Here is an 18547-nt window from a genome sequence, read left to right on the forward strand (position 1 = left end):
TATTACTCTACCGCGGCCGTTACGGCGGCGGTCAAACGGCTGAGCTGCTCGGCTTCAATGATGTACGGCGGCATTAAATAAATCAGTTTGCCGAAGGGCCGGATCCACACGCCGCGCTCGACAAAACCACGCTGTAGTTGCGCCACATCTACCGGCTCGCGCATTTCGACTACGCCGATCGCCCCTAACACCCGCACATCAGCCACCTTTGGCAGTGCCTTCAGCGGCAACAGTTGCTGTTTCAACTGGCTTTCGATAGCGGCGACCTGCTGTTGCCAGCGGTTTTCTGCCAACAGCGACAGGCTGGCGTTGGCCACCGCGCAGGCCAACGGGTTGCCCATAAAGGTAGGCCCATGCATAAAGCAACCGGCGGCACCGTTGCTGATGGTTTCCGCCACGTGGCGCGTGGTCAGGGTGGCAGACAGCGTCATATAACCGCCGGTCAGCGCCTTGCCCAGGCACAGAATATCCGGCACCATGTCGGCATGTTCACAGGCAAAAAGCTTGCCGGTGCGACCAAAGCCGGTGGCAATTTCATCGGCAATCAGCAGCACCTGATGACGATCGCAGAGTTCACGCACCCGCTTGAGATAGGTCGGGTGGTAAATGCGCATGCCGCCCGCCCCCTGAACCACCGGTTCGAGGATCACCGCCGCCACTTCCCCGGCATGCTGTTCCAGCAGCGCGGCGAACGGCGCGACATCGCTTTCATCCCAGGCCTGCTCGAAACCGCACTGCGGCGCGGTAGCGAACAGGTGCGGTGCCAGGTAACCCTGATACAGGCTATGCATCGAGTTGTCCGGGTCGCACACTGACATGGCACCGAAGGTATCACCGTGATAGCCGTGCCGCAGGGTCAGGATCCGTTGCCGCCGCTCCCCGCGTGCCTGCCAGTATTGCAGCGCCATCTTCAGCGACACCTCTACAGCCACGGAGCCGGAATCTGCCAGGAATACGCATTGCAGCGCCTCCGGTGTCATCGCTATCAGTTTACGGCACAGAGCGATGGCGGCGGGATGGGTAATGCCCCCAAACATCACGTGCGACATCTTTTCCAACTGTTGCGTGGCGGCCTGGTTCAGTTGCGGGTGGTTATAACCGTGAATGGCCGCCCACCAGGAGGACATGCCGTCAATCAGACGCCGACCATCGGCCAGTTGTAATTCAACCCCGCAGGCGGCTTCTACCGGGTAGCAGGGCAACGGGTGGCTCATGGAAGTGTATGGGTGCCAGATATGGCGCTGATCGAATTCAAGGTCAGAGGCAGTGATAGACATAATTGTAAACCAAATCATATTCGTAATGGTTGACAGTATATCCACAATATCTAAACTGACGACACTTTTTTCATTTTTGGAGACGCCGTGATGGCCGATCGCATTCACTGGACGGTGGGTCTTGCCCAGACCCTGTTTGATAAACCTTTGCTTGAACTGTTGTTTGAAGCCCAGACGGTTCACCGCCGCCACTTTGACCCGCGTCAGGTGCAGGTGAGCACGCTGTTATCAATCAAAACCGGCGCATGCCCGGAAGACTGCAAGTACTGCCCGCAAAGTTCGCGCTATAAAACCGGCCTGGAGTCGGAGCGATTGATGCAGGTGGAGCAGGTGCTGGAGTCGGCGCGTAAGGCCAAGGCGAATGGATCGACCCGTTTCTGCATGGGGGCGGCGTGGAAAAACCCGCACGAGCGCGATATGCCTTACCTGCAGCAGATGGTGCAAGGGGTGAAGGCGATGGGCATGGAAACCTGCATGACGCTGGGCACGCTTGATGGCACGCAGGCGGAACGGCTGGCGGATGCCGGGCTGGATTACTACAACCACAACCTGGATACTTCGCCGGAATTCTACGGCAACATCATCACCACCCGTAGCTATCAGGAGCGTCTGGATACCCTGGGTAAGGTGCGCGGAGCGGGCATTAAAGTCTGTTCCGGCGGCATTGTCGGGCTGGGTGAAACGGTGCGTGACCGCGCCGGGCTGCTGGTGCAGTTGGCCAATCTGCCGACGCCGCCGGAGAGCGTACCGATCAACATGCTGGTGAAGGTCAAAGGCACGCCGCTGGCAGATAACGAAGACGTCGATCCCTTTGATTTCATCCGCACCATTGCGGTGGCACGCATCATGATGCCGGCTTCTTACGTGCGCCTGTCCGCCGGCCGTGAGCAGATGAACGAGCAAACTCAGGCGATGTGCTTTATGGCCGGTGCCAACTCCATCTTCTATGGCTGCAAACTGCTGACTACGCCAAACCCGGAAGAAGACAAAGATCTGCAACTGTTCCGCAAACTGGGCCTGAACCCGCAGCAGACCGAAACCGAACACGGCGACAACCAGCAGCAACAGGCGCTGGCTGCGCAGTTGATGCAGGCGGATACCGCTGAGTTTTACAACGCGGCACTGTAATGAGCTGGCAACAACGCATTGAACAAGCGCTGGAGGAGCGGCAGCAGAGCGCCGCTTACCGCCGTCGCCAGGTGAATCAGGGCGGCAATGGTCGCCATATTCAGCTTAATGGCGAGCAGTACCTGAATTTTTCCGGCAATGACTACTTGGGCCTGAGTCAGAATGCCCAGGTGATTGCGGCCTGGCAGCAGGGCGCGCAGCAGTACGGTGTCGGTAGTGGTGGCTCTGGCCATGTTACCGGTTTTTCTACGGCACATCAGGTGCTGGAACAGCAACTGGCAGACTGGCTTGGCTACCCGCGTGCATTACTGTTTATCTCTGGCTATGCCGCCAACCAGGCGCTGCTGGCGGCCCTGATGCAGGCAGAGGATCGCATTTTAGCCGATCGACTCAGCCATGCTTCTTTGCTGGAGGCCGCAGCTCACTCACCGGCCCAACTGCGTCGTTTTCGTCATAATCAGCCACAGGCGCTGGCTGATTTACTGGCCAAACCCTGCGACGGCCAAATGTTGGCGGTGACCGAAGGGGTGTTCAGCATGGACGGTGACAGTGCGCCACTGGCGGAGCTGCACCGTTTGACCCGCGCGGCGGGTGCCTGGTTGATGGTTGATGACGCGCACGGCATTGGCGTGCACGGTGAGCAGGGGCGCGGCAGTTGCTGGCAGCAGGGCGTCCGGCCTGAACTGTTGGTGGTTACTTTTGGCAAAGCTTTTGGCCTCAGCGGCGCGGCGGTACTGTGCGATGAATCCCTCGCTGAATATTTGCTGCAGTTTGCCCGCCATTTGATTTACAGCACCGCGATGCCACCGGCGCAGGCCTGTGCATTGCAGGCGGCGTTGCATTGCATCCGGCAGGGCGATGAATTGCGCGCCCGACTGCAGGATAACATTCAGCGTTTCCGCCAGGGGGCGGCCCAGTTGTCGCTGACCCTGACGGAGTCGGTTACCGCCATTCAACCTTTGCTGGTGGGCGATAACCAACGAGCTCTTGATCTGGCGCAAAGCCTGCGCGAACAGGGCCTGTGGGTGAGCGCTATCCGCCCGCCAACGGTGCCGCCGGGCGGTGCGCGCTTGCGTATTACCCTGACGGCGACGCATCAGCCGCAGGATATCGATCGTCTGCTGGAGGTATTGCATGATGTCAGCGTATGAATCAGTTAATAAGCAGGCGGTGGCCTCGGCCTTCAGCCGTGCCGCGAGCAGCTATGACGCGGCTGCGGTACTGCAGCGGGATGTTGGTGAGCGCTTGCTGGGGATCGGATTGGAGCACCCTGGCGCGCAACTGCTGGATGCGGGCTGTGGTACTGGTCACTTTAGCCGCTGCTGGCGTGAACTTGGCAAACAGGTTACTGCACTGGATCTGGCACCGGGCATGCTGGCATTTGCCCGTCAGCAGCAGGCGGCGGATCATTATCTGCTGGGGGATATTGAGAATGTGCCCTTGCCCGACGCCGCCGTGGATATCAGCTTCAGCAGCCTGGTGGTGCAATGGTGCAGCGACCTGCCGCGAGCGCTGTCGGAGCTATATCGGGTCACCCGGCCCGGCGGGGTGATCCTGTTTTCTACGTTGGCACAAGGATCGCTGGGCGAACTGGGCGACGCCTGGCAGCAGGTGGACGGCGAGCGTCATGTGAATGATTTTCTGCCGCTGACGCAGATTAGCGCCGCCTGCGCCGACTACCGTCACCAGTTGGAAGTGGAGTGGCAAACTCTGAATTACCCGGATGTGATGGCGCTGATGCGATCGCTCAAGGGGATTGGGGCGACCCATTTGCACCAAGGGCGTGATGCCGGGCTGCTGTCACGCCGACGGCTTGCGGCCTTGCAGGCGGCTTACCCCCGCCAGCGCGGGCAGTTTCCGCTCAGTTATCATTTGGTTTATGGAGTGATTTATCGTGATTAAGCGTTGGTTTGTCACCGGCACCGATACCGAAGTGGGTAAAACCGTGGCCAGCAGTGCCTTGTTGCAGGCCGCCAATCTGGCAGGCTACCGTACTGTAGGTTATAAACCGGTGGCTTCCGGCAGCGAGATGACCGCCGAAGGCTTGCGCAACGGCGATGCGCTGGCGCTCCAGGCTAACGGCTCGGTTGCGCTAAGTTACCAGGAGGTAAACCCTTACGTTTTCGCCGAACCGACTTCACCGCATATTGTCAGCGCCGATGAAGGGCTGCCGATAGAACTGGCCCAGCTTTCCGCCGGGCTACGCCATCTGGAGCAAAAGGCCGATTGGCTGCTGGTCGAAGGCGCCGGGGGGTGGTTTACGCCGCTTTCGGAACAGCATACTTTTGCCGACTGGGTACAGCAGGAGCAACTGCCGGTGATTTTGGTGGTGGGCATCAAGCTGGGTTGCATTAACCATGCGCTGCTGACTGCACAGGCTATCAAACAGGCGGGATTGTCGTTGGTTGGTTGGATCGCCAATGACGTCAGCCTTCCGGGCCGTCGCCATCAGGAATATCTGGCCACGCTGCGCCGTATGCTGCCTGCGCCTTTGCTCGGTGAAATCCCCCATCTGGCCGAACCCGAACGGCAGACTTTGGGGCACTATCTGGATTTAAGCGTTTTATAAATGAACGGGGGGAAGCATTGTCCCCCAGTTCACAGCCTCAAACTGCCAGATAGGCATTAATCAATTCCTCGTCCAACTGTTCCAGCGTGCCATCTGCTACGCTGCGTCCCTGATCCATCAGACAGAAACGGTCCGCCACCCGACGAACAAACGGCAGCTTGTGCTCCACCAGCAGGATGGTCATACCCAGCTCGCGGTTAAGCTTGCGGATCACGTTGCCGATATCTGCGGCGATCGTTGGCTGTACACCGCTGGTGGGTTCATCGAGGATCAACAACTCAGGCTCCAACACCAGGGCGCGACCAATCGCTAGTTGTTGTTGTTCGCCGTCACACAAATCCCCGGCTCTGCGGCTGCGCATCTCTCTCAGGTTGGGGAACAGGTGATAAATTAAAGGCGGAATGCGGCGGTTTTTATCGCGGCCGGCCATCAGCGCTACCTGCAGGTTTTCCTCTACGCTGAGCTGCGAAAAGATTTGCCGCCCTTGCGGCACATAGCTGATCCCTAGCGCGGTGCGGGTTTCCACCGGTTGTTGCAGCAGGTTTTGTGGTGGTTCATCCGCCAACTGCCAGGTCATGCTGCCACTGACCACCGGCAAATGGCCCATGATGCAGTTCACCAGCGTGGTCTTGCCCACGCCGTTACGACCGATCAGCACTGTGCACTGGCCGCGCGGCAACTCCAGATTGATGTCCCACAGGGTATGGGTTTGCCCGTAAAACTGATTCACTGACCTTAAACTCAACATCTAGCATTCTCCTCAAAGAATCGTATTCCACTCCTTACTACCGTTTTCGCAGTAGCGGTTTCTTTCCCGAGTGTTTTAATGTCCAGAATAAAGTGCTGAATGACTGCCTTTTACCAGGCAGTTTAAATTCGGGTAAAACAAGTGACACATAGGCAAAAATCGCAGTTATTTTCGGCTTGTCCGCGCTCTTTAGTCTTTATCGAGTAAAGAGCGGTTGTGTTACTCCCGTCGTGCCGCGAAATGACAGCGGATCATTCCGCCATTACGGCCCGGATATTTATCCCGAACGTACTTTTGCCGCCCAAAGGTAATGCAACCCTTGGGCCAACTTTATAAAACCGCGGAAAACAGGATTGTTATTGCCTTGTTAACGGTTTTGCGCGCCAGGGCAGGTATGGCGGACCAAGTGAAAATAGCGGGGAAAGTTAACGCGGACAATTTTTGCACTCTTCCAGTGCTGCGAAGAATGCTTATGGTGCAAACTATTTCGCCGGTTGCAGCAAGATGCATCAGGTGACGGCAACAATGAGATAAATCCGTTTTTGGCAATGGGGCTTTTTAGCATTAATCGGCATAACCAAAGCGATATTATTGTGAAAAAATAACTAAAAAAGCCATCTTGGCGGGCAGAAACGGCAAAAAGCGTTCTTTCTGCAACTCCCAGCCGGGGCGGGGTGGTGAGAGTTATCCACTATTCCTGTGGATAACCTTGTGCATTAGATTTAGAAAACCGGTTTAAAGCGAGAGCGGACGCGGGTTGTGTTCGCTTTGTCCGCAATCTCGTCTTTTTTATAAAATTATTAATTATCAATATATTAACTAAAATCAAGCGGCTGATGTATCGATGAAGTTTCTATGTATGATTTTTGGCCGCAGTGCTATCAATAAGTTAATTCGTGACGGATTTTGGGGATAAATCTGTTATTGACAATAAAAATGTCACGCGGCTGTAACCCCTACGGTGCATTCAGCCTGATTTGACGCACGCTAAAGCGACGAATCGCTTGAAGCTGGTTTTATATCCAGTATCATGGGCACTGGCAAAAATCGCCGGGGCTTTCCATAATTAGAGGCCATTCATCGAGCATTAGCTCTATGGCCGCCTGAGCGCGCACATCTCCACAGGGTAGCCAAGTCCATGAGTAAAGTTTTCAAACTGCATTCCGAATTCAAGCCGGCCGGCGATCAGCCGCAGGCCATCAGCAAACTGGAAGAGGGCCTGGAAGACGGTCTGGCACACCAGACGCTGCTGGGCGTCACCGGTTCGGGCAAGACATTTACCGTCGCCAATGTGATAGCCGATCTGAACCGGCCCACTATGGTGCTGGCACCTAACAAAACGCTGGCGGCGCAGTTGTACGGCGAAATGAAAGAGTTCTTTCCCGAGAATGCGGTCGAGTATTTTGTTTCTTACTACGACTACTACCAACCGGAAGCCTACGTACCCAGCTCCGACACCTTTATCGAAAAAGACGCCGCGGTGAACGAACACATCGAACAAATGCGTCTTTCCGCGACGAAAGCCTTGCTGGAGCGCCGCGATGTGATCGTGGTGGCATCGGTATCGGCGATCTACGGTCTGGGCGATCCTGATCTGTATCTGAAGATGATGCTGCACCTGACCAAGGGCATGATCATCGATCAGCGTTCGATCCTGCGCCGTTTGGCGGAGCTGCAATATGCCCGTAACGATCAGGCCTTCCAGCGAGCGACCTTCCGCGTGCGTGGCGAGGTGATCGACGTCTTCCCGGCTGAGTCTGACGAACTGGCGCTGCGCATTGAACTGTTTGATGAAGAGGTCGAGCGGCTTTCGCTGTTTGATCCTTTGACTGGGCAGATCGAGCAGGTGGTGCAGCGCTTCACTATTTATCCGAAGTCGCACTACGTGACGCCGCGTGAGCGGATCCTGCAGGCGATGGAAGAGATCAAAGTGGATCTGGCCGAACGGCGCAAGGTGCTGTTGGCCAATAACAAGCTGCTGGAAGAACAGCGTCTGACGCAGCGCACCCAGTTTGATCTGGAGATGATGAACGAACTGGGCTACTGCTCCGGCATTGAAAACTACTCGCGCTACCTGTCCGGACGTAAAGAGGGTGAGCCACCGCCGACGCTGTTTGATTATTTACCGGCGGATGGCCTGCTGGTGGTAGATGAATCCCACGTCACCATTCCGCAAATCGGCGCTATGTACAAGGGCGACCGTTCGCGTAAAGAGACGCTGGTGGAATACGGTTTCCGCCTGCCGTCGGCGCTGGACAACCGTCCGATGCGTTTTGAAGAGTTCGAGGCATTAGCACCACAGACGATCTACGTGTCTGCCACGCCGGGCAAATATGAGCTGGAGAAGTCCGGCGACGATATTATCGATCAGGTGGTGCGCCCTACCGGCTTGCTGGATCCACTAATAGAAGTCAGGCCGGTGACCACTCAGGTGGATGACCTGCTGTCTGAAATTCGCAAGCGGGTGGCAATCAACGAGCGCGTACTGGTCACTACCCTGACCAAACGCATGGCGGAAGACCTGACCGAATATCTCGAAGAGCACGGCGAACGGGTACGTTATCTGCACTCGGACATCGATACCGTGGAACGGGTCGAAATCATTCGTGATCTGCGCCTGGGCGAGTTTGACGTGCTGGTGGGTATCAACCTGTTGCGTGAGGGGCTGGACATGCCTGAGGTGTCGCTGGTGGCGATTCTGGACGCGGATAAAGAAGGCTTCCTGCGCTCCGAACGTTCGTTAATCCAGACCATTGGCCGTGCGGCACGTAATCTCAATGGTAAAGCGATCCTCTACGGTGACAGAATTACCGACTCTATGGCCAGGGCGATTAGCGAGACCGAACGCCGTCGCGCCAAACAGCAGGCGTTCAACGAAGAAAATGGCATTGTACCGCAGGGCCTGAACAAGAAAGTTTCCGATGTTCTGCAGTTGGGCAAACCGGGCAATCGCGGCAAGGGCCGAGGGAAGGGCAAGGCGGCGGAAAACGTCGGGCAATACCAAAACCTCACGCCAAAAGCCCTGGATCAAAAAATCCGCGAGCTGGAAGCGCAGATGTATACCCACGCACAGAACCTGGAGTTCGAGTTGGCGGCGGGCTTGCGTGACGAGATACACCAGTTGCGTGAGCAGTTTATCGCCATTTCTTAAGGCACAGAGACACCAGAGGGTGTTTCAAGGAAATACCCAATGGATTTCGAGTTGCAGCCAACAACGCTGCAGTTTGAAAGACAAAGGGTATAAATTTCTTGTCGCCTCCGCCAAAGCTGATTATGGTGTGTGGCCATTTGACTACTGCGAGCCACACATGACCCAACACCAGTCCAAAGACCCGATGCACGGCGTCACTCTGGAACAACTTTTGAATAAACTGGTGGAGAACTACGGCTGGTCAGGGCTGGCCGAACGCATTCGCATCAACTGCTTCAGCAGCGATCCCAGCATTAAATCCAGCCTGAAATTTCTGCGCCGCACGCCGTGGGCGCGCAAGCAGGTAGAAGATCTTTATATCGATATGGTCGAGAAGGCCGCCAGCGATAATCCGTGGTTGCGCGGCGGCCAGTAAAGCCTTAACCGCGGGCACCCAGCTCGATCAATGCCTGATCCAGCGCCTGGCGTAGCAACTGACGGTCGTGGCGGTAAGGGATATCCGCCGCTTCCAGCGGTTGTTTAATCACTACCCGATCCTGTACTTCGCTGGCATCGACCGCCGGACCAACAATCAGCGCGTCGATCATCTGGCGGCCAATTTTCTCCTCCATCAGCTCCAGCTTGTTCTTCAGCGTCAAGGCGGCTGCCGCGACGCTCAGTTCGCGCCCCAGATTGCCGATATAAATCATATTGGCGCTGCTGCGGCGCAAGGCCTGCGTCAGGTCATCGAGCAGCAGCAGCGGCATGAGGCTGGTCAGGAAGCTGCCTGGCCCAATCAGGATCACATCGGCCTGCGCAATGGCATCCAGCGCCTCTCGCGTGGCGTTGACGCGCGGTGACAGCATCAGTTCCTGCGGCATGTCAGTCAGTTGATCGACGTTCACTTCACCATAGACGTGGTTGCCTTCATGGTCGTGTGCCATCAGATCCACCGGCTGCTCAGACATTGGGATCAGCGCCGCGTCGACCTTCAGCAAGCTGCGTACCAAATTGATCGCTTCCAGTGGGCGCACGCTGAGATGATCCAACGCCTTCAGCATCAGGTTACCGAGGTTATGCCCCGAGAGTTCGCCATTGCCGCTAAAGCGGTACTCGAACATCGCCGAGGCCACGCTCGGTTCGGTGATCAACTGATTCAAACAGTTACGGGTATCGCCCCAGGCAATGCCGCCTTCCGAGCGGCGAATACGGCCAGTGGAACCGCCGTTATCGGTGGTGGTGACAATACCGGTTAAACGGGATCCTAAAGACGACAGGGAAGACATCACGCGGCCAAGACCATGGCCACCACCTAATGCCACCACCCGATCGAGATCGGCCAGGGTACGATTACGCATAAATTTCCTTACAAAGGGGCTTAACTGCCCGCATAAAGTAGCGGATTTGGCGTAAAAACGCGAAAAAGAGTGTGATTTGCGTGATTCTGGTCAATTCGTCTGCGTAAAGGACGTTTATCATGGTTTACCTGATTTGGAAGCGCGTAAAAACGCTGTATACAAAAATATATAGCGAGATTGGGCGTTGGCTATCGCCTTTGTTTAGCGCTAGAATTCTGATGAAAACCACGGTTTCGTTCCGGCTACTCAGTCTGCGGGAACTGAAACCAAAACTCCTAGCCTCTGGGCCTACGTTGTTCTTGAGAACAATATGGCGCTTGGGCCGTGGCGAAGTCAGCCACCAGGGTGCAGAGTGGAAACGCTCGCATCTCCCGACTTTGGAAGGTGTTATGGTGCCGCAACTCATTGATGCTTATGAGCGCAAGTTCTATTACTTGCGCCTGTCGATCACCGACGTGTGTAACTTTCGTTGCACCTATTGCCTGCCGGATGGCTATCGCCCTAACGGCAGTCCGAAAACCTTCTTGTCACTCGATGAGATCCGCCGGGTTAGCCGTGCCTTCGCCGAGCTGGGCACCGAAAAGGTGCGCCTGACCGGCGGTGAGCCTTCGCTGCGTCGCGATTTTACCGAGATCATTGCCGCCGTGCGTGAAAACCCGGCCGTTCGCCAGCTTGCCGTGACCACCAATGGCTACCGTCTGGCGCGCGACGTTGCCGCCTGGCGTGACGCCGGCCTGACGGCGATTAACGTCAGCGTCGACAGTCTGGACCCCCGTCAATTTCACGCCATTACCGGCCAGGACAAATTCCGCCAGGTGATGGAGGGCATCGATGCCGCCTTTACCGCCGGGTTCAGCAAGGTCAAGGTCAATGCGGTGCTGATGCGTGACGTTAACCATCAGCAACTGGGCGCTTTCCTGCACTGGATAAAAGACCGTCCGATCCAACTGCGTTTTATCGAACTGATGGAAACCGGCGAGGGTGGCGACCTGTTCCGCAAACACCACGTGTCTGGCGAAGTGATCCGTTCGCAACTGGAACAGCAAGGTTGGCAACTGCAACCGCGCGGCCGCAGCGACGGCCCGGCGCAGGTGTTCAGCCACCCGGATTACCAGGGCGAAGTGGGTTTAATCATGCCGTACGAAAAAGATTTCTGCGCCAGCTGCAACCGACTGCGGGTTTCCGCCATCGGTAATCTGCACCTGTGCCTGTTCGGTGAGCAGGGTATTAACCTGCGCGATCTGCTGGTGAATGACGGCCAGCTTGAAGAGTTGAAAGATCGCATTCAGGGTGGACTGCGGACCAAAAAGCAAACCCACTTCCTGCACCAGGGCAACAGTGGCATCACGCAGAATCTGTCGTTTATCGGCGGATAAATTTTTCCAATTGCACGGGAGTAAGCAATGAGTCATGCCAGCAGTGAATTCATTCCGGCGCATATCGCTATTCTGACCGTTTCGGACAGTCGCGGTGAAGCGGAAGACACCTCGGGCCAGTATCTGCAGGAAGCGGCGCTTGAAGCCGGGCATCAGGTGGTGGATCGCGCCATCGTCAAAGACGATAAATATCAAATCCGTGCACGCCTCTCCGCGTGGATCGCCGACGAACAGGTTCAGGCCGTGCTGATCACCGGGGGCACCGGTTTTACCGCCAGGGACAACACCCCGGAAGCGCTGTTGCCGCTGTTCGATCGTGAAGTGGAAGGGTTCGGTGAACTGTTCCGCATGGTGTCCTACGAAGAGATTGGCACCGCCACTCTCCAGTCGCGCGCATTGGCCGGCATGGCCAACCAGACTGTGATTTTTGCCATGCCGGGCTCGACTCGCGCCTGCCGCACCGCCTGGGAACGCATTATTGAAGAGCAGTTGGACGCGCGTCACCGCCCGTGCAACTTCCTGCCACATTTGAAGAAATAGAAACTATGACGCAGCTGACTCACATTAACGCCGCGGGCGAAGCCCATATGGTTGACGTTTCCGCCAAGGCAGAGACGGTGCGCGAGGCGCGCGCCGAGGCCTTCGTTGAGATGTTGCCGACCACGCTGGCGATGATTATCGATGGCAGCCATCACAAGGGCGATGTGTTTGCTACGGCGCGCATTGCCGGTATTCAGGCGGCGAAACGCACCTGGGAGCTGATCCCGCTGTGTCACCCGCTGATGCTGAGCAAGGTTGAAGTGCAGTTGGAGGCGCAGCCGGAACACAGCCGGGTGCGGATTGAAACCTGCTGCCGGTTGACCGGCAAGACCGGCGTCGAAATGGAAGCGCTGACCGCCGCTTCGGTGGCCGCGTTAACCATTTACGACATGTGCAAGGCGGTACAAAAAGACATGGTGATCGGCCCGGTGCGGCTGCTGGCGAAAAGCGGTGGTAAATCCGGTGATTTTAAGGTGGAGCTATGATTAACATTCTGTTTTTTGCCCAGGTGCGCGAGTTGGTCGGCACTGGCGATCTGTCAATGCCGGCGGACTACCCAACGGTAGAGGCGCTGCGTAAGGCGCTGTGCGAACGCGGCGATCGCTGGGCGCTGGCACTGGAGTCTGGCAAGTTGCTGACGGCGGTGAACCAATCCCTGGTGGCGGCCGAACATCCGCTGCGTGCCGGTGATGAAGTCGCTTTCTTTCCACCGGTAACCGGAGGTTAATGGTGGAAAATACCCGTATCCGCGTGGGGGAAGCGCCGTTCAACGTTGGCGAAGAATACCAGTGGCTGGCGCAGTGCGACGACGACGGTGCCGTGGTGACCTTTACCGGCAAGGTGCGTAACCATAATCTGGGTGATAACGTCAGTGCGCTGACGCTGGAACACTACCCAGGCATGACCGAAAAAGCGCTGGCGGAAATCGTGGACGAAGCACGCAGCCGCTGGCCATTGCAGCGCGCGACGGTGATCCACCGCGTGGGTGAGCTGTTTCCTGGTGATGAGATTGTGTTTGTCGGCGTAACCAGCGCCCATCGCAGCATGGCATTTGAAGCCAGCGAGTTCATCATGGACTACCTGAAAACCCGCGCCCCGTTCTGGAAACGCGAAGCCGTTGGGCAGGGCGACCGCTGGGTTGACGCACGCGATAGCGATCGTCAGGCGGCGGAACGCTGGCATAAAGCGGTTAAATAACCGGTAAACAGCAGAAACAAATCAATACCTTTGCAACTTCCGACTTAGACTTTCTGTGGTACGCTTACAGCAGGTAGATCCCTTGGATACCCTATGAGTTTCACGTTACGGCTAGGCACCCAGCTCGCTCATCCTCAGGCGCTTATTCAGTAAGTAACTGAGGTGAGCGACAAATCTGTCGGGAACAGATTTGAACGCTGCTTGAAGCGGCCCTGAAAGGGCAAGGTCCATGGATGGGCCTTGTAAGCAGGTAACAACGCTGTTGCTTGAAAGGCGACGGGTATACGGGGATTCAAATCTTGTTTCACATATAAAAGGTAACCGTCATGGACCGATATCCACGCTCTAATGGTTCAATCGTCGAACGTGCCAACAGCGGCATTCAGGCTTATATGGCGCAGGTATATGGCTGGATGACCTGTGGCATGCTCTTGACGGCGTTTGTATCCTGGTACGCTGCCAACACGCCCGCGATCCTTAACTTTATCTTCTCCAGCCAGATCACTTTCTTCGGTCTGATTATCGTGCAGTTGGGGTTGGTGTTTGTGATTTCCGGCATGGTCAACCGCCTCAACGGTACGGTAGCTACCGCGCTGTTTATGTTGTATTCGGCGCTGACCGGATTGACGCTTTCCAGTATTTTCATCGCCTATACCTACAGCTCGATTGCCAGCACCTTTGTGGTCACCGCCGGTATGTTCGGTGCGATGAGCCTGTACGGTTATACCACCAAGCGTGATTTGAGCGGTTTCGGCAGCATGCTGTTTATGGCGCTGATCGGTATCGTACTGGCTTCGCTGGTCAATATCTGGCTGAAAAGCTCCGCGCTGATGTGGGCGATTACCTACATCGGGGTGGTGGTGTTTGTTGGCCTGACGGCGTACGACACCCAAAAACTGAAAGCGATGGGCGAACAGTTGAACGCCGATGACAAAGACAGCTTCCGCAAGTACGCCATTGTCGGCGCGCTGACGCTGTATCTTGATTTCATCAACCTGTTCCTGATGTTACTGCGCATTTTCGGCAACCGCCGCTAACACTGTTTTAACCGGGCTGCGACACGGCGCTCTTGCCCACCGTACGCTGCTCGAAATGCTCATTGACTCTGTGTCAACTGCGCTTTCTGCGCTGCGGGCGTTGACCAATAGCTTGGTCTCGCGACGGTTAAACTCAGTGTTAGACAATGGGGGTTCAGTTCAAATGTACTGAACCCCTTTTTTTATGCAATTTTGCGGCGGAACATGGCGTAAGCGGCGCTGCCGGTGGTGGCGGTGATCGCCAGTAGCGGCCACAGGCTATGCCAGATGATGCTGAAACTGGCGTCCTTCAGGTAGATCTGTTTGGTGATGTCGGTGAAGTGGCGAATGGGATTGGCCCAGGTGAGGTTTTGCAGCCACACCGGCATGTTCTCCACCGGCGAGACATAACCGGAAAGCAGGATCGCCGGCATCATAAATACGAATACGCCGATAAACGCCTGCTGCTGGGTGGCGCACAGCGACGAAATCAGCAGGCCGAACCCCACCAAAGACAATCCGTAAATTAGCATGGTGCCGTAGAACAGCAGCAGCGAACCGGCGAATGGGATCTGATAGATAAAGATACCGATCAGCAACACGACGCTGGCCTGGAAAGTGGCGACAATCAGCGCCGGAACCGCTTTACCGATAAAAATCTGCCAGGTGGTCAACGGTGACACCAGCAGCTGCTCCAGCGTACCCTGTTCGCGTTCACGCGCTACCGACAACGCGGTGACAATCAACACGCCGATGGTGGTGATCATGGCGATCAGCGACGGCACCACGAACCATTTGTAATCCAGATTCGGGTTATACCAGTTGCGCACCACCAGTTCGCTGTTGTTGGGTTTGGCACGGTTACCGATCAGCTCATTTTGATAGTCCTGCACAATTTGCTGCACATAGTTGGCGGCGATTTGTGCGCTGTTGGAGTTGCGTCCGTCGAGCAACAGTTGCAGCGGGGCCGTATTGCCGCTCGCGATATCACGCGAGAACTGGGCCGGGAAGCGGATCACCAGCAGCGCTTTTTGGTTGTCGATGGTGGTTTGTATTTCTTGCGGGCTGCGCAACAGCAGCACATGCGAGAAGGCTTTCGCTTTGGCAAAGCGCTGGGTCAGTTCGACCGAGGCGTGGCCGCTGTCTTCGCTGTAGACCGCGATGGTGGCGTTGGTCACCTCCAGCGTGGCGGCGAACGGGAACAGCAGCACCTGTAGGATAACCGGCATAATCAGGATGGCACGGGTCTGCGGATCGCGCAGCAGCGACTGCATTTCTTTTATGATTAACGTCCAGAGACGGTGAAACATCGTCTTTCCTCTTAATCCAGCCGCCGCTGGGTTTTCCAGGCCGTCAGGCCGATAAACACCACCGCCGAAGCGATCAGGAACAGCAGGTTAATCATCAGCACCGTGCCGATATTGCCCGCCAGGAACAGCGTTTGCAGCGTGCTGACGAAATAGCGTGCCGGAATGATATAGGTTACGGCGCGCACGATGGCCGGCATGCTGTCGATCTGGAAGATAAAACCGGACAGCATGATTGATGGCAGAAAGGCGGCGTTCAGCGCCACCATCGCCGCGTTGAACTGGTTGCGGGTAATGGTGGAAATCAGCAGCCCCATGCCGAGCGTACTGGCCAGGAACAGGCTGCTAATGACGAATAAAATCAGCAGCGAACCGCGATAGGGCACGCCGAGTACCCACACCGACACTGCCATGCACAACACCATGGCGATCATGCCGAGGAAATAGTAGGGCACCAGTTTGGACAGCAGCAGCTCGGCGCGTGTTACCTGGGTGGAAAGCAGTGCCTCCATGGTGCCGCGTTCCCACTCGCGGGCAATTACCAGGGAGGTGAGGATAGCGCCGATCACCGTCATGATAATGGTGATGGCACCAGGAATGATGTAGTGTCGGCTGATGGCCGCCGGGTTGAACCAATAGCGCATTTGCACGTCGATTAAGGGTTTTTCCTCGTGTCCGCGATCGGTGGCGCGTTGCTGCTGCCAGACTTGCCATACCCCCTGGGTATAGCCCTGAACAAAGTTGGCGGTGTTTGGCTCGCTGCCGTCGGTAATAATTTGAATCGGTGCGCTGTCGTGCGGCCGCGCCATACGTTGGGCAAAATCGTTGGGGATCACCACCAGCCCGCGAATGCGTCCGGCCTGCATCAGTTGGATCAGCTGCTGACGGTTGTCGCTGATGGTTGGTTCGATATAGGGCGAACCAGCAAAAGCATTGGCCAAATCACGCGCCTCTTCGCTCTGTTGTTCCATCAGGATGCCCAGCCGCAGCTTGCTGGAGTCCAGATTGATGCCGTAGCCAAAGATAAACAGCAGCATCAGTGGAATGACAAAGGCGATCAGCCCGCTGCTCGGATCGCGCAGGATTTGCCGCGTCTCTTTCAGGCACAGTGCGCGCAACCGCCGCCAGGAAAAACCACTGTCGTCGCGGGTGGCTATTTTTTCGCTCATGGCTGCTCCTCCTGATCGTAACTCTGCACCAGTTCGATAAACGCCTGTTCCATAGATGGGTTGGGGTTATCGCTGCTGGCGACCTGGTGCTTGAGCTCGTCCGGCGTGCCAGCTTTGATAATCTTGCCGCGATACACCAGCCCGATGCGGTCGCAGTATTCCGCCTCATCCATAAAGTGGGTGGTGACCATTACCGTCACGCCTTTATCCACCATGCCGTTGATGTGCAACCAGAACTCGCGCCGGGTCAGTGGATCGACGCCCGAGGTCGGTTCGTCGAGAAACAGAATATCCGGCTCGTGCATCAGGGCGCAGGCCAGCGCCAGCCGCTGTTTGAAGCCCAGTGGCAGCGAGTCCGGCGTTTGGCTGAGGATTGGGCCAAAGTTGAAGGCGTTGGACATCTCGCTGATTTTATCGCGCTGCGCCTTGCCGCTCAGGCCATAAACGCCGGAGAAAAACTTCAGGTTCTGCGCCACCGTCAGGTTGCCGTACAGCGAGAATTTCTGCGCCATATAGCCCAGACGCTGGCGCGCCTTGCCGGAGCTGGTTTTCAGATCCATATCCAGCACCAGCGCCTTGCCTTCGGTGGGTACCAGCAACCCGCACATCATTTTGAAGGTGGTGGATTTGCCGGCGCCGTTCGGGCCGAGCAGGCCGAAAATTTCCCCGCGATGCACCTTGAAGTCCACGTGGTCGGTGGCGGCGAAATCGCCGAATTTCTTGGTCAACCCCTGCGCTTCAATCACCGTTTGCGAGCTTTCACCCTCGACGGTCGGCATGATCTCCGCCAGCGCCGATTTACTGTTTGGCCCGCCGCCGAGCAGGTCGATAAAAGCATCTTCAAAGCGAGGATCCGCTTCGCTCAATTCGGCATCCGGCAGATCCAATTGCTGCATTACCTGCCGATGGTCTTCGCCTTGCTTGAGGATCAGCCGCAGGTATTTCCCCTGGAGAGCGCAGTCGGTGACCGAAGGCAGGCAGATCGCCCGTTGCAGCAGGGCGCGGTGGCTGCCGGCGGGGGGTGCAATCAGCACCGTGCGCCCGGCCATGCGCTGAGTCAGATCTTTAGGCGCGCCGCTGAACAGCAATTCGCCTTCATTGAGCAGCAGCACTTCGCGACACTGCTCGGCCTCGTCAAGATAGGAGGTGCTCCACAGGATCAGCATGCCGTCGTTGGCCAGCTCATGCACCATGCGCCACAGCTCGCGGCGCGAGATCGGATCGACACCGACCCCAGGCTCATCCAGCAGCAGCACCTGCGGTTGGCCCACCAGCGTGCAGGCCAGCCCGAGTTTTTGCTTCATGCCGCCGGAAAGTTTGCCCGCGAGGCGGGTGGTAAAGCGAGTGAGATCGGTGAAGGTCAGCAGCCGCTCGAAAGTCTGTTTACGCAGATCGCCGGTGACGCCGCGCAGATCGGCATACAGCGTCAGGTTTTCCATGACCGTCAGATCTTCATACAGCCCGAACTTTTGCGGCATGTAGCCGAGGATGGCGTGCAGTTGACGATCTTGCGCGATCGGCTCCAACCCGGCGACGCGCAGCGTACCGCTACTGGGTTTCAGCAACCCGGCCAGCATGCGCAGCAGCGTGGTTTTGCCGGCGCCGTCCGGGCCAACCAGCCCGGTGACCGCACCACTGGTCAGGCGGGTGGTCAGGCTGGCGACCGCGGGTTTTGCCAACGACGGGAAACGTTTTTCCAACGCCTCCAGTTCAATGACCTGTTCCATCACCG

The 18547-nt window shown here is 56.9% G+C and carries 18 protein-coding genes and 1 riboswitch; of the genes, 12 read left to right on the top strand and 6 right to left on the bottom strand.

Annotation, left to right across the window (positions count from 1 at the left end; genetic code table 11):
- Positions 1-2: 2 nt before the first annotated feature.
- Positions 3-1277: an adenosylmethionine--8-amino-7-oxononanoate transaminase gene (gene bioA / locus ACUTSU_RS05580; protein WP_445653860.1), complete on the bottom strand. Its 1275-nt coding sequence runs from the start codon at positions 1275-1277 to the stop codon at positions 3-5.
- 90 nt (positions 1278-1367) lie between these two features.
- Between bioA and bioB the strand changes: the two genes are divergently transcribed.
- Genes bioB through bioD form a run of 4 tightly spaced genes read left to right on the top strand, consistent with a single transcriptional unit; the run spans position 1368 to position 4974 of the window.
- Positions 1368-2405 carry a biotin synthase BioB gene (gene bioB, locus ACUTSU_RS05585; protein WP_445649870.1) on the top strand — a complete coding sequence of 346 codons (1038 nt, stop codon included), beginning with the start codon at positions 1368-1370 and terminating at the stop codon, positions 2403-2405.
- Positions 2405-3556 carry an 8-amino-7-oxononanoate synthase gene (bioF, locus tag ACUTSU_RS05590; RefSeq protein ID WP_445649871.1) on the top strand — a complete coding sequence of 384 codons (1152 nt, stop codon included), beginning with the start codon at positions 2405-2407 and terminating at the stop codon, positions 3554-3556. The genes bioB and bioF overlap by 1 nt, the downstream gene beginning before the upstream one ends.
- On the top strand, positions 3540-4307 hold the full coding sequence (gene bioC / locus ACUTSU_RS05595) for a malonyl-ACP O-methyltransferase BioC (RefSeq protein WP_445653861.1): 768 nt from the start codon (positions 3540-3542) through the stop codon (positions 4305-4307). Before bioF ends, bioC begins: the two co-directional genes overlap by 17 nt.
- Positions 4300-4974: a dethiobiotin synthase gene (gene bioD, locus ACUTSU_RS05600; RefSeq protein ID WP_445653862.1), complete on the top strand. Its 675-nt coding sequence runs from the start codon at positions 4300-4302 to the stop codon at positions 4972-4974. The genes bioC and bioD overlap by 8 nt, the downstream gene beginning before the upstream one ends.
- Before the next feature lie 37 nt (positions 4975-5011).
- On the opposite strand, the gene ACUTSU_RS05605 is transcribed toward bioD, so the two are convergent.
- Positions 5012-5722 carry an ATP-binding cassette domain-containing protein gene (locus tag ACUTSU_RS05605; RefSeq protein ID WP_261107629.1) on the bottom strand — a complete coding sequence of 237 codons (711 nt, stop codon included), beginning with the start codon at positions 5720-5722 and terminating at the stop codon, positions 5012-5014.
- A 1138-nt stretch (positions 5723-6860) separates the two neighbouring features.
- Here ACUTSU_RS05605 and uvrB point away from each other — a divergent pair.
- On the top strand, positions 6861-8873 hold the full coding sequence (uvrB, locus tag ACUTSU_RS05610) for an excinuclease ABC subunit UvrB (RefSeq protein WP_445649874.1): 2013 nt from the start codon (positions 6861-6863) through the stop codon (positions 8871-8873).
- A gap of 157 nt (positions 8874-9030) precedes the next feature.
- A complete protein-coding gene (locus tag ACUTSU_RS05615) occupies positions 9031-9288 on the top strand; it encodes a VF530 family protein (RefSeq protein ID WP_445649875.1) in 258 nt (85 codons plus the stop codon).
- A gap of 4 nt (positions 9289-9292) precedes the next feature.
- Here the strand turns inward: ACUTSU_RS05615 and yvcK are convergent, their stop codons facing one another.
- Entirely contained in the window at positions 9293-10210 is a 918-nt protein-coding gene (gene yvcK / locus ACUTSU_RS05620) for a uridine diphosphate-N-acetylglucosamine-binding protein YvcK (protein WP_445649876.1), read from the bottom strand.
- Positions 10211-10470: 260 nt separating this feature from the next.
- A riboswitch (molybdenum cofactor riboswitch) is annotated at positions 10471-10613 on the top strand.
- Between yvcK and moaA the strand changes: the two genes are divergently transcribed.
- From moaA to ACUTSU_RS05650, 6 genes are all read left to right on the top strand, one after another.
- Positions 10603-11586, top strand: a complete 984-nt coding sequence (moaA, locus tag ACUTSU_RS05625) for a GTP 3',8-cyclase MoaA (RefSeq protein ID WP_012005754.1) — start codon at positions 10603-10605, stop codon at positions 11584-11586. Its footprint overlaps the riboswitch before it by 11 nt.
- A gap of 27 nt (positions 11587-11613) precedes the next feature.
- On the top strand, positions 11614-12126 hold the full coding sequence (gene moaB, locus ACUTSU_RS05630; protein ID WP_445649877.1) for a molybdenum cofactor biosynthesis protein B: 513 nt from the start codon (positions 11614-11616) through the stop codon (positions 12124-12126).
- Positions 12127-12131: 5 nt separating this feature from the next.
- The gene (moaC, locus tag ACUTSU_RS05635) at positions 12132-12611 is read left to right on the top strand and encodes a cyclic pyranopterin monophosphate synthase MoaC (protein ID WP_126481028.1); all 480 of its coding nucleotides are present in this window, start codon (positions 12132-12134) and stop codon (positions 12609-12611) included.
- A complete protein-coding gene (gene moaD, locus ACUTSU_RS05640) occupies positions 12608-12853 on the top strand; it encodes a molybdopterin synthase sulfur carrier subunit (RefSeq protein ID WP_012005757.1) in 246 nt (81 codons plus the stop codon). Before moaC ends, moaD begins: the two co-directional genes overlap by 4 nt.
- Before the next feature lie 2 nt (positions 12854-12855).
- A complete protein-coding gene (gene moaE, locus ACUTSU_RS05645) occupies positions 12856-13323 on the top strand; it encodes a molybdopterin synthase catalytic subunit MoaE (protein WP_174353495.1) in 468 nt (155 codons plus the stop codon).
- Positions 13324-13649: 326 nt separating this feature from the next.
- Positions 13650-14360 (top strand): Bax inhibitor-1/YccA family protein, encoded by a 711-nt coding sequence (locus ACUTSU_RS05650; protein ID WP_153857640.1) that lies wholly within the window; start codon positions 13650-13652, stop codon positions 14358-14360.
- 182 nt (positions 14361-14542) lie between these two features.
- Here the strand turns inward: ACUTSU_RS05650 and ACUTSU_RS05655 are convergent, their stop codons facing one another.
- Genes ACUTSU_RS05655 through ACUTSU_RS05665 form a run of 3 tightly spaced genes read right to left on the bottom strand, consistent with a single transcriptional unit; the run spans position 14543 to position 18542 of the window.
- Positions 14543-15649, bottom strand: a complete 1107-nt coding sequence (locus tag ACUTSU_RS05655; protein ID WP_445649879.1) for an ABC transporter permease — start codon at positions 15647-15649, stop codon at positions 14543-14545.
- Between the two features lie 11 nt (positions 15650-15660).
- Complete coding sequence (locus ACUTSU_RS05660) at positions 15661-16815, bottom strand: ABC transporter permease (RefSeq protein WP_261412655.1); 1155 nt, start codon at positions 16813-16815, stop codon at positions 15661-15663.
- Positions 16812-18542: an ATP-binding cassette domain-containing protein gene (locus ACUTSU_RS05665; protein WP_445653863.1), complete on the bottom strand. Its 1731-nt coding sequence runs from the start codon at positions 18540-18542 to the stop codon at positions 16812-16814. Before ACUTSU_RS05665 ends, ACUTSU_RS05660 begins: the two co-directional genes overlap by 4 nt.
- Positions 18543-18547: the final 5 nt, after the last annotated feature.

It is taken from the genome of Serratia sp. NA_13 (genome assembly GCF_052691735.1).